Genomic DNA, 14386 nt, shown 5'->3' with positions numbered 1-14386 from the left:
AGTGTCTGGGCCACCCAAAACTGTGCCAAGGTTTGGGTGGTCTCGTAGAACGCAGGGCTGGTGCCGACAGGATTACTTGCGACCGTCTGCTTCGTCCATCAGCCCGCGGATCCAACGCGCAGCCAGCCATGTTGCGGGAATTCCAAGCGGCAATGACCACAAGATCGCGTCAACGGGGGGCACAGCTGGCCATCCAATGGCCTGCCACATCAATCCCAAAAGGAACAGGTTGATGGCCACTGTCAAAGCACTGGCGGGGTAGAACCAAATCGCCAGCTTTGTAACCGACCATCTGTCTTCATCTTCTTCGGTCATGCGGCTTCTCGTTCTGTGTGTTTTTTTATCAGGGCAGTGGCGATCAGTTTAGGGATGCCTTTGGCCTGTCCAAGGGCAGGGAGAATGCCACCGGAAAATCCGGCGTGCACAAGGTCCTGTCGCACGTCCTGTTTCATGTGATCGCCGTCCATGGCGAAGAACGGCAGGCACAGGCACGGTGCCGCGATTTCCGACACCATATCGGGCAGAAATGGGGCTTGCTCAACAAAGCCGGGCGAGACCTGCAGTGTGGGGCGAATGTCTCTCAGGCGGTTGGCGAATGCGCGGGCCGAGTCCGCAGCCGCTTGCCCGTGTGCCGAGCCGTGCGCCGCGAGCAGTATGGCCGTCTCTTCCTGGGCTAGTCCTTGGGCGGCAAGGGCTCCGTCGATCATGTCGATGGCAAGCGCTGGCAAATCTGGGTCCATCCCGAGAGGCGCCAGAACTCGGCAAGGAAAATTATCAATCCTGCGGCGCAGTTCCGTACGTACGAACCAACCATTGGCCATGAACAACGGATAGACGAGCCCGTCGGGCCGCAAGGTTTTGAGGCCATGTTCAAACGCATCGCCGTTCGCCAGAGTTGCGGACTGCACTCGAAGTTCCGGTAGATAGGCCTGCACGCGCAGTGTCAGTTCTGCCAGAGCAGCCTCGGCCGGTTCCGGATCCGAAGGTTGCCCGTGGGCGACGATCAGCGCGTCAGTGGCTGGTGCCTTCGGAAAATGTGATCTTGTTCCAGACATTGTACTTTCCTGACGGTTTGCGCATGGGCAGTCGTTTCACGATTTCCAGGCTTTCTGCATCGTAAACTAGAACTTCGCCGTCATCTTCCCAGACTGAGACCAGCGCATAGCGCCCGTCCTTGGTAAATTCGACGTGAGCGACGGTCTTGCCCACCGCAGGCTGTAGCGTCTTGACGATTTCCAGGCTTTGCTTGTCGATGACATGCATCAGATCGCGGTTTGGACCAAAGAAGACATCTGCCCAGATGTAGCGCGAGTTTTCGTGGCTGCGCACAAAGAACCCCGGTCCCATGGCTTCGATTTTCTTGATGGTTTTCCAGGTCGACATGTCGATCACTGAAACCACGCCTCCGCGCATGTGCGGGGTTGCCATGACGGTGGTGCCATTGCGTTCCCATGTGGTGCCCGAACTCAGGTGCGGCATGCCGGGCAGGTCGAGGTCAGCAATCTTGTGACCGATCACCAGATCCACCACTTGGCCACCGGTTCCCTCGGCCCCGTCGCGCGAGGCACCCATGATGTATTCATAGGTCTGGTCGAAGAAGAAATCATCGAGATAGTCGGGAAGGGTGATTTTGCGCACTGGGAAAGGAATGTCGGTATGCGCCAGACCTTCGTCGCGCCAGTCATGAGCAAAGCCGAACTGGGGCGGGTTGGCGCCATAGAAGATCTCCCAGATTTCCGGCACGTCCTTAAGAGCCAGCACAAAGCTTTCTCGGGGTGGCACCTGATAGACGGCAGATACCCGGCTCGGCGTGCCATCCTTGCCTTTGACCATTTGCACTTTGCCGACGGTCAGGTCTTCGGTCGACAGGATGGTCAGCATGTTGGGCAGATAGCTGGCCACGGCAAGCCATTTGCCGTCACTGGACATGGCAATGTTGCGGCTGTTCAGACCTGCACGGACCTGACCAACGGTCTGAAGTGCATAGATGTCATACTTCTGCACCCAGCCGTCACGCGACATGATGAACAAATACCGTCCAGTGGGGTCGTATTTTGGGCCACCATGCACGGCAAAGGGCGTCGGGAAGCGATCCAGAACCTCAAAGGTGTCACCATTCAATACGCTCACGTGGTGGTCTCCGGTTTCCACCGCCACTGTAATGTTCATGGGATCAGCGTCCCAAACCGGGGCCTCTACGGCTACGTAGTCGGGGTTCATGTCGCGGCTGGCGTTGATCTGTTCCTCGCCCCAGGGCGGCAGCACCTCAAGCGGCGTTTTCAGAAGCCCGACAATGGCATCAGCGCCATCCTGATCGAGATACTCGCTAAACCCCGGCATCTGCGTGGCGACACGCCCCTTCAAAATAACCTCGGATAGGTTCGGGCCGCGGATCTTACGCAGAGTTTCAGGGATCAGCGCAGGGCCAGAACCGCCAAGTCGATCTTCGCCATGACAAGAGGCGCAGTGTTCCTGATAATCCTCCTGTGGTCCGGCAAAGGCCAGGCCACCGGAAAACAGAACTGCTGCTGCCGCAAGTTTCAGAATGTTAGAAAAACTTGTGTTGCGGGTCATGGCTTTTGCCTCGAAACGGTGTGACGTGCAGGCGGTCGGCCTCGTCAATGCCGATCTCTGCGTTGCTAAGGTAGCAGGCCGGATCTTCGGCCCAGGGGTTTCCGGTGAGCTGCAGGGCGCGGATGCGGGTGTTGCCGCCGCAGACATCTTTGAATTTGCAGGCACCACAGCGCCCTTCCAGCGGGCGGGGACGGGTGCGCAGGGTGGCGAGCATCGGGTCGTCGCCGGTCCAAAGCTCTGAAAATGGATCTTTTTTGACGTTTCCGACAGTGTAGTCAGACCAGTATGTGTCTGGATGCACATCGCCAAGAAAGTCGATGTTGGCGACGCCAAGGCCGGAAGAGTTGCCGCCCCATGCCGCCAGATGTTCACGCACATGAGCCACTTTTTCACTGTCAAAGTTGCGACGGATCCAATCCAGGAAGTAAACCGCATCGGCATCATTGTTGCCTGTGACGATTTCAAGCGGGTGGCCACCGTTCACAGATTGCCAAGAACGCTCCAACAGCATGTCCAGTCCGGCACGGGTACGCTTGTGCTCAGAGTCTTCGCCACGGTTCTTGTCGCCACGTCCGGCATATACCAGATGCGAGAGGTAGAATTTGTCGACGCCTTCGTCGTCGCAAAGCTTCAAGAGTTCGGGCAGATTGTGTTGCGTCCCTTCGGTCAGGCAAAACCGCAGCCCAACCTTGACGCCACGCTTTTTCAACTCGCGCACGCCACGAACAGCATCGTTAAAGGCGCCGTCAACGCCGCGGAACCAGTCATTTGTGGCCCCGATCCCGTCAATCGAGATACCCACATAGTCGTATCCGATCTCGGCCACCTCATCAGCGACGGCACCGTGAATCTTGGTCCCGTTTGTGGACAGCGCCAGTACGCGCACCAGTTCGCGGGCACGTTTGGCCAGCGGTGTCAGATACCGGCAATCCAGAGGCTCCCCACCCGAGAGGATCAGGGCCGGGACGCGAAAACGGCCCAGATCCTCAAGGGTTTCCATGGCTTGCTCGTGGCTGAGCTCGCCGGGGAAGTCGACATCCGCCGATACAGTGTAGCAATGCCGACATTTCAGGTTGCAGCGGCGTGTGAGGTTCCAGATCACGACAGGTTTGGTCGGGCCTGTGCCCCGCCGGACCCGTACAGGGGTCGGGTTCACGAGCTGGTGCATGTATTCGGTGAGGCGGAACATGGGTTTACCCCCGCTTGCGGAGCCGCAGCCCCGTCTTTTTCAGGATGCGTGTCGAGACCAGAACATCGCTGGCGCGCAGGGCGTCGCCGAGGATGTCCTTGATCCGTGCGCGTTTTTCCTCGACCTCTTCACGGGATGATCCGTGGACCATGGCAAACAGGTTATAGGGCCATTCAGGCAATGCGCGTGGACGCTCGTAGCAATGTGTGACAAAGGGCAGGGCACCGATCAGGGCACCCAGTTCGGTGATCTGATCGTCAGCGACGTCCCAGACGGTCATGCCATTCGCGGTCATGCCAAGCTTGTAGTGATTGGGTGCGGCGGCAATCCGGCGAACAACGCCAGATGCCTTCATCGCTGCGAGCCGTTCCGTAAGTTGGTCCTCGGCAATCCCAAGCTGTTCGGCAACAGCCGCGTAAGGCGTAGACACCAGCGGCAAGCCCCCTTGCAAGGCTTCGATGATTTGGCGATCTGTGGCGTCCAGTGTCATGCTGCGACCCGAAATCCGATATAGAACTCTTGCAGTTTGGGAAAGCAGTGGACCGTGATCCCTGTTTCCCGCTCAATTGCGCGGGCTGTATCCGTGATGCCTTCGGGCGTTTCCGTTGCCAGAACAAACCACATGTTCAGCCTGTGCGCGCGTTCATAATTATGCGCAACCTCGGCGTGGGCATTGACTTTGGTTAGGACAGCTTCGAATTCTTCTGCCGGCACTGCCATGGCGCAGAGACAAAAGGCGCCGCCCATGGCTGCTGCGTCGAAGAAGGGGCCAAAGCGGGTCAGGTAGCCGTTTTCTTTCAACACCTTGACGCGTTCGAGAACTTCGTCTTCGCTAAGGCCGATCTTTTGTGCGACGGCCTGAAAGGGGCGATGCTCCAGCCCCAGATCATCCTGCAACGTGTTGATGAGATCTCTGTTAATCCGATCCAAATCAATCATGCCGCCACCTCGGTCTTCGCGGAGATCATCGCGCCGGTCTGCTTGAAACAGCGGGTCGAAAACAACGCCTTGTGAGGCACGCCCTTGAGTTCCGGCAGGCTTGCAGCGTTGGCAAGATGCTTCAGCGCCTCAAGACGGCTGCGGGCGTGGATCATGGAGTACAGGCGATAGGGCCAATGACCTTCTACGGGCGTACGTTCGTAGCAGAGAGTAACACCAGGCTGCTCGGACAAAACCGGGCCCGCGGTGGTGATCTGCTCCGAGGGGAGGTCCCAAACCACCATCGCATTGGCACGCCAACCAAGAGCGCGGTGACGCACGATGACGCCAAAGCGAGAGATGATCCCGGCACCAGTCAGGGCGTTGATCCGCTCCAGAACATCCATCTCTTCGCGCGCCAGTTTCGTGGCCAGAGCGGCAAATGGGGCTTTGACGATGGGCAGGCCTTGGGTCAAAGCCTGCAGGAGTTCGCTATCCCCAGACTGCAGGACTTCGAGGTTTACGTTGCGCGGCGCTGGCGGGCGTCCTGGAGCGTCGCCACCAATCAGACGGAAGCCGAGGTCGACGTTGAAGGGGCGCACCAAGCGCAGGTCCATAACACGCAGGCCGCTGTGTTGCTGGATGCGCGCGAGGGTGGCATTGACAAAGGCGCGGTCGGGGCCGGTGGCGACGAACCAGAGGTTCCAATGATCTTCGCGTTCGTAGGAGTGGTTTACACCCACCTGATTGCCGATGATGGCGGCGACCTCTTCAAGCCGTTCCGGCGGTGCGGCCACGGCGGCCAGCGTGCTTGCCGAGACGGTGTTGGGTGCACAGGTGGCGCCGACGCGAGTGATACGGCCATTTTTACGCATCTTTTCGAGGCGCGCGATGACGTCTTCTTCTTCGGTGCTCAGGCCGTCCGCCAGTTCCGCAAAGGGACGCGCGGTGATGGGAAAATCCCGTTGCCAGCGGTCCAGAAGCTGGCGGTCAATCGGGTCGGCGATGTTTTTCATGGCTCAGAGTCCCGTTCTGTGGGCACGTGCAGTGAAGAAGATGCCCGAGGGGCTGTCCGCGTCGATTTCACGAAGCTTTTCAAAGGTGTGGGTGTCGTAGATCATGACCTTTCCAGCGTCGCGGACGCTGATCCAAATCTCGTGACCACGCGGCGTGAACTCCATGTGCAGCACGGCAGGGCCGGGTTTGAACTCGTGCACCACCTCTTTGGATACGCTGTCGATCACTTGGATCGTGTCATTCAGGGGGTGGGCAAAGTTGACCCAGACCTGACGGCCATCGGGGCGCGCCATGGCAAAGACCGGCTGGCCATAGGTTTTGGTGCGACCGGTTTCCGTGAGGGTGCTGCCGTTGACCCAGAGCACCTCGTGGTGGCCCACGGCGGGCAGGACAAATTCGTCGCCGGTATGGGCCCAGCCCTCGAGGTGGGGCATCTTGTAGACCGGCATTTCCTTTTGCCCGCGCCCGTAATTTGGCAGCACGCGGATGGGTTCGGGATTTTCATCCCAAAGGTCGAGCGCGGTCAGGCCGTCTTCGCCGAAGAGGCCGGTGATATAGGTGCGGCCATTGGCGGTGATCAGCGCGTCATAGGGGTTGGTGCCCATGTCGGTGATCTTGGTGATTTCCGGCTCTTCGCCGGACATGTCGGCGATCCAGGTTTCGCCCGTGTCCCACATGGTAAAGACAAAGCGGCGACCGGGGGCATCGACAAGGCCGATGGTTTTGCTGTCGGTGGGGATGTCGAGCACCATGTCCAGCGTGTCGGCGTCAAAGATGCGCACGCCGCCGGGTTCATAGTTCGACACGGCAACCAGTTTGCCGTCATCAGAGATGGCACCACCGATGGCATTTCCCGCCTGCACGACGCGATTTGCAATGCTGCGGGTCACAATATCGACCTTGGTCAGACCGCCATCACGACCAAAGACATAGGCGAAGCGCTCATCCGGGCTGTAGACCAGCGACGCGTGGCTAAGGTCGCCAAGGCCTTCGATACGGGCCAGCGAGGCACGTTCGGATTGATCGACCAATAGCACAGAGCCATTGGCGCGTTCGATGACAAGGCCAAGGTCGCCGGTGGCAGTGGGTTCTGTGAAAGCCGTTGTCGCGAACAGGGCTGCCGCCAGTGAAATAGCGAACAATTTCATTGCACTTCCTCCGGGTTCAGAAGGTAACGCGCGACCCAATCGGCCTCTTCCTCGCTCATGAGGGGGCGCCAGGGGGGCATGGCGGTGTCGGGGATGCCGTCGAGGATGACACCCTTGAGGATGTCGACCTCGTAATGGCTGATGTTCTCTGCGCGCAGGTCGGGGCCAAGGCCACCTTTGAGCGTCAGGCCATGGCACGAGCCGCAGTCCTGATGCACGAGGCGTTTCAGGAGTTGCGGATCAAGGGTTTCCGAGGCCAGAGCGGCAGTTGCCGCGAAGAGGGCGGTTGCGAACACCGCCCGGCTTATCAGGGTTTTCTTGAGGTCAGCCATTTGCACTCACCGCTTCCACGGCAAGGTCCTGGGGCTTTTCGGCATAAAGCGAAACGACCTTGCCAATGATGAATAGGGTTGGGGCCTGCAGCCCGGCCTCGCGCGAGTCCTGAGCCACGGTGCCGAGGGTGGATACCATGCGCTCTTCCTCTGCCGAGGTCGCTCGCGATACGGCCATGACAGGGGTGGAGGCGGCGAGACCTTCGGTCATCAGGCCCACGGCGATCTGTCCGATATTGGCGACGCCCATGTAAACGACGACCGTGGTGTCGGGATCAGCGAGGCGTTTCCAGTCAAGATCCAGCACCTTGTCGGCCTGACGGTGGCCGGTGACATATTGCACGCCCGTGGCCAAGCCACGGTGGGTGAGGGGTACGCCGGTTGAACAAGACGCGCCCTGGGCGGCGGTGATGCCGGGGGCATATTCGACCTCGACGCCGCGCTCCATGAGATAGGCCGCCTCTTCCGAGCCACGTCCGAAAATCATCGGATCACCGCCCTTGAGGCGCGCGACCTTGCGGCCTGCCAGCGCCTGTTCATGCAGGATTTCGTTGATCCGCTCTTGGGGCACAAGATGGTTCTTGGGGCATTTTCCGACGGCAATCAGCTCGGCACCTTCGGGGCACAAGTCCATGATTTCCGCTGAGACCAGACGGTCATATACCACGACGTCGGCGCGTTGCAGCATGTTGAGAGCGCGCATTGTCAGCAGATCGGGGTCACCGGGGCCTGCGCCGATCAAAAATACTTTACCGGTCATGGGAAATCTCGCTTGCTTTTGTGATTGCCTTGGGCCGGACGCCATCACGGTCCAACAGCATGCCCGCGTCTCGCGTGGGGCAGCACCTGTCGGGTGAAAACCGTGCTGGGGAATCCTGGCGTCTCATGCGGGCAATCTGGCGTTTTGACCGGACTGTTGCCTTGACAAAAGTTAAGGCCCGTCAAGAAAAACGGGCCTAGTTTAGAATGCTTCTAAAGAGTGGGAGGAATCATGGCTCGACAGTGACCATGCCGATCATTTCCTGCGTTTCCCAGTGCGGACCGCAGAGATATTGCGCCGCGCCCGGTTCCAGAAATGTGAATTCGATGCTTTCCTCGGGAAAGGCGCGGTCAGATTCCGGCATTCCGGCATCCGGAGACAAAACACTGTGACTGGTGCGTTTGTCGACATTCACCCAGCGTACGGTCGTCCCCACGGGAACGGTGATTTCAGCGGGGCAGAAGTTGTATTTGTACATGGTGACCACTGTCACGCCTGCTTCTTCGGAAGAAGGGTAGCCAAAGAGTTCGACAAATCGGTCTTCGGCCGTGGCGCAGAGTTCCGCCTTGTCATCATCGCCCGCCAGGACGGGCAGGGCAGTCAACGCAGAGATCATGGTCGCTGAGATAATGGAAAACGTCTTCATGTGGGTATCCTTCTGTACAAAAGATAAACGGCGGCCGAGAGTATCGGCCGCCGCTTTGATGTCATAGCGATTTACTGGCCGACAATGTTGAGTTGTACATCGGCATTGTCGAGCGCCATCGTCGTGTTCAGCGTCACGTGGTGGAAGCGTGCCGCGGCAAAGTCGTCGTGGATCGCAAAGCCAACCGTATAGGTTTTACCCGGCTCAAGCGCGACGTCACCCACCGCGCCTGCGAGCGGCCTCGAGAACACGACGGTCCACATACCTGCCGACAGGCTGGCCTGGGATGCGAAGGTGCCTTGGTTGTTGACCCGGTTCTCCAGCAAGTAGCCGTTTTCACCACTGCCATCTGCATAAACACGCATCAGATCCATGAACGTGCCATCTGCGAGGAACTGATCGATCTCTTCAGAGGCTTTCAGTTGATCCCAGCCACCTTGTGCTTTGCCACGGCGACCTTTGATCTCGATCTTGCTGCGGCTTTCGCTCAGGTACTTGGTGATGGTGCCTTCGGCTTGCAGACGGCTTGCCACGTCTCCGTTTGCGGCAATCGCCTCGGCGCCCGGATCAAATGGCATATAGGTGTTGTCTGCGTGGCAGGTTGCCCAACAGCCAGCCTGTTCGCCGATCTCGATACCGGTTCCGGTGATCATCATGGCGACCTTGATCTGGTTCTCAGGGTCCATCTTGCCACCGTCGACAAACGGGGCAGGAGCATGAGGGGCATCCGGCCATTGCATGCGCACATAGAGGTTTTCACCATCGTGTGCCGCTTGCACGGTTGCGTTGATGATCCCGCGTTTGCCCGGAATGGGCGTGGGCTCAAGCTCATCTTCCTTGCCGCCAGCGCCAGCAACAATCTTGTTACCGATGGCTTCCAGTTCGGCTGCGTGGCAGGTGGTGCAGGCGTCGCCGCCTTTGGTCAACGGACGTGCGCCGCCGTGTTGCTTGCCGTTTTGCACCCACTCGAACGACGCCTGACCCGGATAGAACAGGGTCAGATCGGCCCCATTCACGGCGGCCCAGTCTACATCGGCTGCGACTGTTCCACCTGCTGCACTGGCAGCGGTGGCATTGCCTGCGGCCTTGGCCTGCTCTTCGGCGACTGCTGCTTCGACTGCAGAGGCAATCTGCGCCTGAACGGCGTCACGTGCAGCCTTGTCAGCAGCTTTCTTGGCCGCGGCCTCTTCTGCTTCTTTGGCTTCGATGAAGGCCAGACTGTCAAGATAGGCCTGCGGGATGTCACGCTTGAACTTGGGGTTCGGCGTTTCCAGGGCTTCCAGATACTCGTCTTCCGCGCGGCTGCGGGCATCCGAGTGGGCAATCCCCTTGTGACAGTCGATACAGGTCTGACCCGTTTCCATGGCGTTCAGGTGTTGCTTCCGCGCGCGTGGTTTCTGGAACTCGGGCATCATCGATTCAAAATCGTGACAGTTCCGGCATTCGCGCGAGTCATTCTTCTTCATCCGCTCCCATTCGTTCATCGCCAGCTGCAGCCGGTGATGTTCAAACTTTTCGCGGGTGCTGATCTTGCCCGTCATCTTGCCCCACAGCTCTTTCGAGGCCTTGATCTTGCGGATCATCTTGTGGGTCCAGTCCTTGGGCACGTGACAGTCGGAACACACGGCCCCGACGCCCGACCGGTTCACATCGTGAATCGTGCCTTTGTATTCCTGATAGACAAAATCATTCATCTCGTGACAGGAGATACAAAAATCCTTGGTGTTTGTGGCTTCCATGGCGGTGTTGAAACCACCCCAGAAGACGATACCGGCGACAAAGGCCACCAGAACGCCCCCGATCGGCATGCCCAACAGGACATAGCGCCGCCAGAGGGGCTTTTTCTTTTCCGCTTCGTTGGTCTGGGTCATCTCCAGGCTCCGTTTGGCTTATTTCAGGCCCTTTTTGTCAGGGCTTTGAGGTCTTTGGATTGTGAGGAGCGGGGGGCAATATCCGGGTCTTTTTCGTTGGCCGGGATGTCCCCCGGTCGCCACAATCCGGCACCGCTATGAGAAGAAGGGCGGGCGCTTGGCCCGCCCTTCCAGAGGTCTATGGTGTCAAACCTTAGGTGACGTGGTTCGAACGGTTGTAGACGTTGAACTTACCGGTCGGAGCATAGAGCCCTTTGACGCGACCGATTTCTTCCAGCGTCTTGGCGTCGTAGATCACCATTTCACCATTCGGTTCTTTCGAAGTCGCACGGTTCCACTTGGATACCCAAACTTCGGTGCCGTCTTTGTTGAATTCGAAGTGAACAGCAACGTTGCCTTCTTCTTCAGTGATCTGGATCGTTTTCACGATTTCGCCGGTCTCTTTCGAGATGACTTGGACAGATTGCTGAACTTCAACTTCCGGGTGCTTGGTTTGGTCAGCCCAGTAGTAGTCCGAATTCGGGTGAGTCCGGATGAACAGGCCGGCGCCGTCGGTCTCGACTTCGTAGCAGGTTTTCCAGGCTTGATCCGGGTGACCTTCGGGGTCGTTGCCCCAGACAGTCACAGTACCTTCACCAAGGTGAGTTGTACCGGCAACGGGACCACAGTTCGGATCGTTCCAGTTGGCGCCGGGGCCGGGGTGCGGCAGCGGAGCAGTGTCGATCATCGCCTCAAGCTTGCGCTCTTTGGTGTCGACAACAACCATTTTGTTCGATGCGTTCGCAGCGATCTGGAAGTAACGACCTGTCGGGTCAAAGAACCCATCGTGCAGGAACTTGGCCGAGTTGATCTTGTCGATCCGCAGGTTGTCGAGATCCGAGTAGTCAACTTGCCACAGCTGGCCAAGTTCTTTCACGGCTACGATCCAGCTGGTCTCATTGGGTGTGGTGTAGATGGCGGCCACACGGGCTTCTTCTACATAGTCACCGTCAACGTTCACACCGCGTGTCGAAACAACTTTCAGTGGTTCCATGGTCATCGCGTCAACGATGGCGAAGTGTGGAGGCCAGTATGCGCCACCGATGACATATTTGCCGTCGCCGGATACCGCCACGTCGCGGGCGTCATAGCCAATCGAGACTTCCGAAACCAGCATCTTGTCCGGGGTCTGCCAGAGGTCGATCTTGGTCATCTTGCCGTCGCGGCCCATGGTGTACCAGAAGCGGCCAGGGTTCTCAGGCTCGGTGACTTTGTGGTGCTCGGACGCTTTCAGAACGTGCACAGCATAACCGGTAGGAATGTGTGCCAGAACTTCTTTGGTGTCGCCGTCGATGACAGCCACTTTACCTACGTCACGCTCGATGACGACAAAGAAGTTTTCCCAGTTGCGGCCGTGCAGAGGCTCGGTCGGGTAGTCAGCTTCTTCAACATAGACCTTGCGGGTCTCTTTCATCTGAGCCAGCGACATTTCTGGCGGTTTTGGCGGATCCATCTGGATGTAGGTCGCCATGTCTTTGATTTCTTGCTCGGTCATAATGTCCGAGAAGTTGTTCATTCCGCCTTCGGTACCCCAGGCGATGATTTTTTCAAGGCGTTCCTGACCCAGTTTCAGGGTGCCAGATTCGGTTACGGTACCGTCAGCGTTCTTTTTCTTAACGACAGGCTCAAGGCTTTTGCCGGTTGCGCCTTTACGCAGAACGCCGTGGCAACCTGCGCAGCGCTCAAAGTAAAGCTGTTTGGACGCTTCAAAGGCTTCCTCGCTCAATGAGGGCCCTTCCGCGAGCGCGGGTGCGGCTGCCGAGCCAAGCAGGAGTGCGAATCCGACTCCCAGTGCCCGACGAGATTTTTTGTAGGTGATTCCAAGCGACATGATCACTCTCCGTTTGCTGGTGAGGCAGGTCGGAATAGATGCGCTTTCCCGATTCTGATCCTTGACTTTCGTTAACTGTTCTCCTGATTTCGCCCCCCAATCTCCGGAATTTCCTGTGCCAGATTTGACATATGTTAAGTGCCTGACGACTTCCGACCCTATTCTGCGATCTGGGAGTGGATCTTGTCAGAGCGCCACAGCTCATGCCGTATCCACCAACACGAACTCAAAGACATCCCAGACCAGGGGGCGCATCTTGCAGACACTCAAAACGATTCTAGGAGAGGGGTTTCGCATCTTTTTCCTGAGCGCAGGCCTCTACGGCGTCTTCACGGGCGTGGCTTGGGCACTGTGGCTATTGGCCCAGGATGGAACCGGTTGGAGCCCACTGAACGTAGACGTGCCGCAAATGTGGCATGCCCATGAGATGATCTTTGGCTACGCCACGGCGGCGCTGGGCGGCTTTTTCCTGACGGCAGTGCCAAACTGGACCAATACCCCTGCGGCGCGGAGGAGTTTCCTGACAGTTGCGGCCTCTCTTTGGTTGCTGGGCCGTGTCGCGATGTGGTTTTCGGGAACCTTGCCTGCGGGCGTCGTCGCGATCTGTGATCTGGCCTTTATCCCGATTCTGGGTCTCAAGATCGCGACACAGCTCGTGAAACGTCCCAAGCCGCAAAACCTCATGTTCCTGGCGATTCTGTTCCTGCTGTGGGTTTCAAACCTGATGGAGCATCTCGACTGGATGGATGTGATCAAAGACGGCGAGGCTCGGGGTCTGCGTGCCGGGCTGTTCGCCTTGTGCGCCATGATCGTGATCCTTGGCGGGCGCATCACACCGGCTTTTACGCGTAATGCCATGAAGCGGGACGGTGCCCCCGAGGAACAATGGCCAAAGTCCAATGCCCTGGTCGAGAAGGCAACCGTTGTCACATCTCTGGCGTTGCCGGTGCTTGTTCTGTTGGACCTGGACGCATGGCTCCCGGCTCTGGTCGCGATCTTGCTTGGTCTTCTGCAGGGGCTGCGGCTTTTGACATGGCGCGGCACCTGGGCCTGGAGGCAACCTATCCTGTTTGCCCTGCACCTGGGGATCGGCATGTTGGGGCTGGGTCTCGTCCTTTGGGGGCTTGCTGAGCTGGGGATCGGAGATGAGATCGCTGCGTTGCACTTTGTTGGAATCGGCGGCGTTGGGGGTATGACCCTCGCCGTGATGAGTCGCGCGTCTCTGGGGCACGCAGGCAAGCCGCTTGTTGCGCCCAGACTGGTAACGGTCGGGTATGGCCTCGTTGCGCTCACCGCGATCTTGCGGTGGTGGGCCGCCGGGCTGGAGGGGGATGGATACTTGCCCTTTATGGCCCTGATCTCCCTGCTCTGGGCCCTTGTTTTTATGCTCTATCTGATTGCCTTGTGGCCCACATGGCTCAAGCCGCGCGCATCTTCCAATTCCTAAAGCATAGCACCGGATCACACCCAAAACCGCCTCTGCACCGGGGCGGTTTTTTTTAACCCTTTTGGCTTTCACTTCATTTGCTTGACTTTGGTTAAGGCAGATAAGCGGACCTCCGCCGATAACAGGTCTACTATCAACCAGGCGCAAAGGAGAGCCCAATGCGCGAAGTCATGACCAAAAGCATGGCCCGGAATATCTTTTACGGGGGGTCACTGTTTTTCATCATCATCTTCTTGGGACTATCGTTCCATTCACATCGCTACATCGTCACGACTTCTACAAACGTTGAGACCCTTACGCACGGCGTTGCCGCGGGGAAGAAAGTTTGGGAAGACAAGGCATGTATTAACTGCCACACGCTGCTGGGCGAGGGTGCCTACTTTGCGCCTGAAATCGCCAATGTCCTTACCCGTTGGGGCGTAGCGGACGACCCGGAAGGGGCCTTTGAGGCCGTCAAGGGTTGGATGGAGTCACAGCCGACAGGCATCGAGGGTCGTCGTCAGATGCCCCAATTCAACTTGTCGGACGAAGAGATTCAAAACCTGACCGAATGGCTGCTGTGGGTCGAGACCATCGACACTCAGAACTGGCCACCGAACGAAGCAGGCTAAGGA

General features: G+C 58.3%; 15 protein-coding genes. 2 read left to right on the top strand and 13 right to left on the bottom strand.

The annotated features are described in order from the left end of the window. Positions 1-72: 72 nt before the first annotated feature. The 13 genes from EK369_RS11320 to EK369_RS11260 all read right to left on the bottom strand — a co-directional run bounded on the left by EK369_RS11320 (position 73) and on the right by EK369_RS11260 (position 12325). Positions 73-315, bottom strand: a complete 243-nt coding sequence (locus tag EK369_RS11320) for a hypothetical protein (protein WP_127114346.1) — start codon at positions 313-315, stop codon at positions 73-75. Further along, positions 312-1055: a sirohydrochlorin chelatase gene (locus EK369_RS11315; RefSeq protein WP_127114345.1), complete on the bottom strand. Its 744-nt coding sequence runs from the start codon at positions 1053-1055 to the stop codon at positions 312-314. The genes EK369_RS11320 and EK369_RS11315 overlap by 4 nt, the downstream gene beginning before the upstream one ends. Then, positions 1012-2574, bottom strand: a complete 1563-nt coding sequence (locus EK369_RS11310; protein ID WP_127114344.1) for a cytochrome D1 domain-containing protein — start codon at positions 2572-2574, stop codon at positions 1012-1014. The genes EK369_RS11315 and EK369_RS11310 overlap by 44 nt, the downstream gene beginning before the upstream one ends. Then, complete coding sequence (nirJ, locus tag EK369_RS11305; protein ID WP_127114343.1) at positions 2549-3763, bottom strand: heme d1 biosynthesis radical SAM protein NirJ; 1215 nt, start codon at positions 3761-3763, stop codon at positions 2549-2551. The genes EK369_RS11310 and nirJ overlap by 26 nt, the downstream gene beginning before the upstream one ends. Positions 3764-3767: 4 nt before the next feature. Beyond that, entirely contained in the window at positions 3768-4253 is a 486-nt protein-coding gene (gene ahbB / locus EK369_RS11300) for a siroheme decarboxylase subunit beta (protein ID WP_127114342.1), read from the bottom strand. Next, the gene (locus tag EK369_RS11295; protein ID WP_206198077.1) at positions 4250-4702 is read right to left on the bottom strand and encodes an Lrp/AsnC family transcriptional regulator; all 453 of its coding nucleotides are present in this window, start codon (positions 4700-4702) and stop codon (positions 4250-4252) included. The genes ahbB (EK369_RS11300) and EK369_RS11295 overlap by 4 nt, the downstream gene beginning before the upstream one ends. Next, entirely contained in the window at positions 4699-5697 is a 999-nt protein-coding gene (gene ahbB, locus EK369_RS11290) for a siroheme decarboxylase subunit beta (RefSeq protein WP_127114341.1), read from the bottom strand. Before ahbB (EK369_RS11290) ends, EK369_RS11295 begins: the two co-directional genes overlap by 4 nt. Before the next feature lie 3 nt (positions 5698-5700). Continuing rightward, complete coding sequence (locus tag EK369_RS11285) at positions 5701-6846, bottom strand: cytochrome D1 domain-containing protein (protein ID WP_127114340.1); 1146 nt, start codon at positions 6844-6846, stop codon at positions 5701-5703. Further along, on the bottom strand, positions 6843-7178 hold the full coding sequence (locus EK369_RS11280; RefSeq protein ID WP_127114339.1) for a c-type cytochrome: 336 nt from the start codon (positions 7176-7178) through the stop codon (positions 6843-6845). Before EK369_RS11280 ends, EK369_RS11285 begins: the two co-directional genes overlap by 4 nt. After that, entirely contained in the window at positions 7171-7938 is a 768-nt protein-coding gene (cobA, locus tag EK369_RS11275; protein ID WP_127114338.1) for a uroporphyrinogen-III C-methyltransferase, read from the bottom strand. The genes EK369_RS11280 and cobA overlap by 8 nt, the downstream gene beginning before the upstream one ends. 229 nt (positions 7939-8167) lie before the next feature. Then, positions 8168-8584 (bottom strand): cupredoxin domain-containing protein, encoded by a 417-nt coding sequence (locus EK369_RS11270; protein WP_127114337.1) that lies wholly within the window; start codon positions 8582-8584, stop codon positions 8168-8170. 71 nt (positions 8585-8655) lie between these two features. Beyond that, a complete protein-coding gene (locus EK369_RS11265) occupies positions 8656-10455 on the bottom strand; it encodes a NapC/NirT family cytochrome c (protein WP_127114336.1) in 1800 nt (599 codons plus the stop codon). A gap of 193 nt (positions 10456-10648) precedes the next feature. After that, entirely contained in the window at positions 10649-12325 is a 1677-nt protein-coding gene (locus EK369_RS11260) for a cytochrome D1 domain-containing protein (RefSeq protein ID WP_127114335.1), read from the bottom strand. Positions 12326-12581: 256 nt separating this feature from the next. Here EK369_RS11260 and EK369_RS11255 point away from each other — a divergent pair, with 256 nt between their 5' ends. Further along, on the top strand, positions 12582-13772 hold the full coding sequence (locus EK369_RS11255) for an NnrS family protein (RefSeq protein ID WP_206198076.1): 1191 nt from the start codon (positions 12582-12584) through the stop codon (positions 13770-13772). 158 nt (positions 13773-13930) lie between these two features. Beyond that, positions 13931-14383 (top strand): c-type cytochrome, encoded by a 453-nt coding sequence (locus EK369_RS11250; protein WP_127114334.1) that lies wholly within the window; start codon positions 13931-13933, stop codon positions 14381-14383. Positions 14384-14386 lie beyond the last annotated feature (3 nt).

This window comes from Shimia sediminis (genome assembly GCF_003990645.1).
In the GTDB taxonomy this organism is placed as follows: domain Bacteria; phylum Pseudomonadota; class Alphaproteobacteria; order Rhodobacterales; family Rhodobacteraceae; genus Shimia; species Shimia sediminis.
Note: the sequence above shows the minus strand (reverse complement) of the source record. Positions and strands in the feature narration are given on the sequence as shown.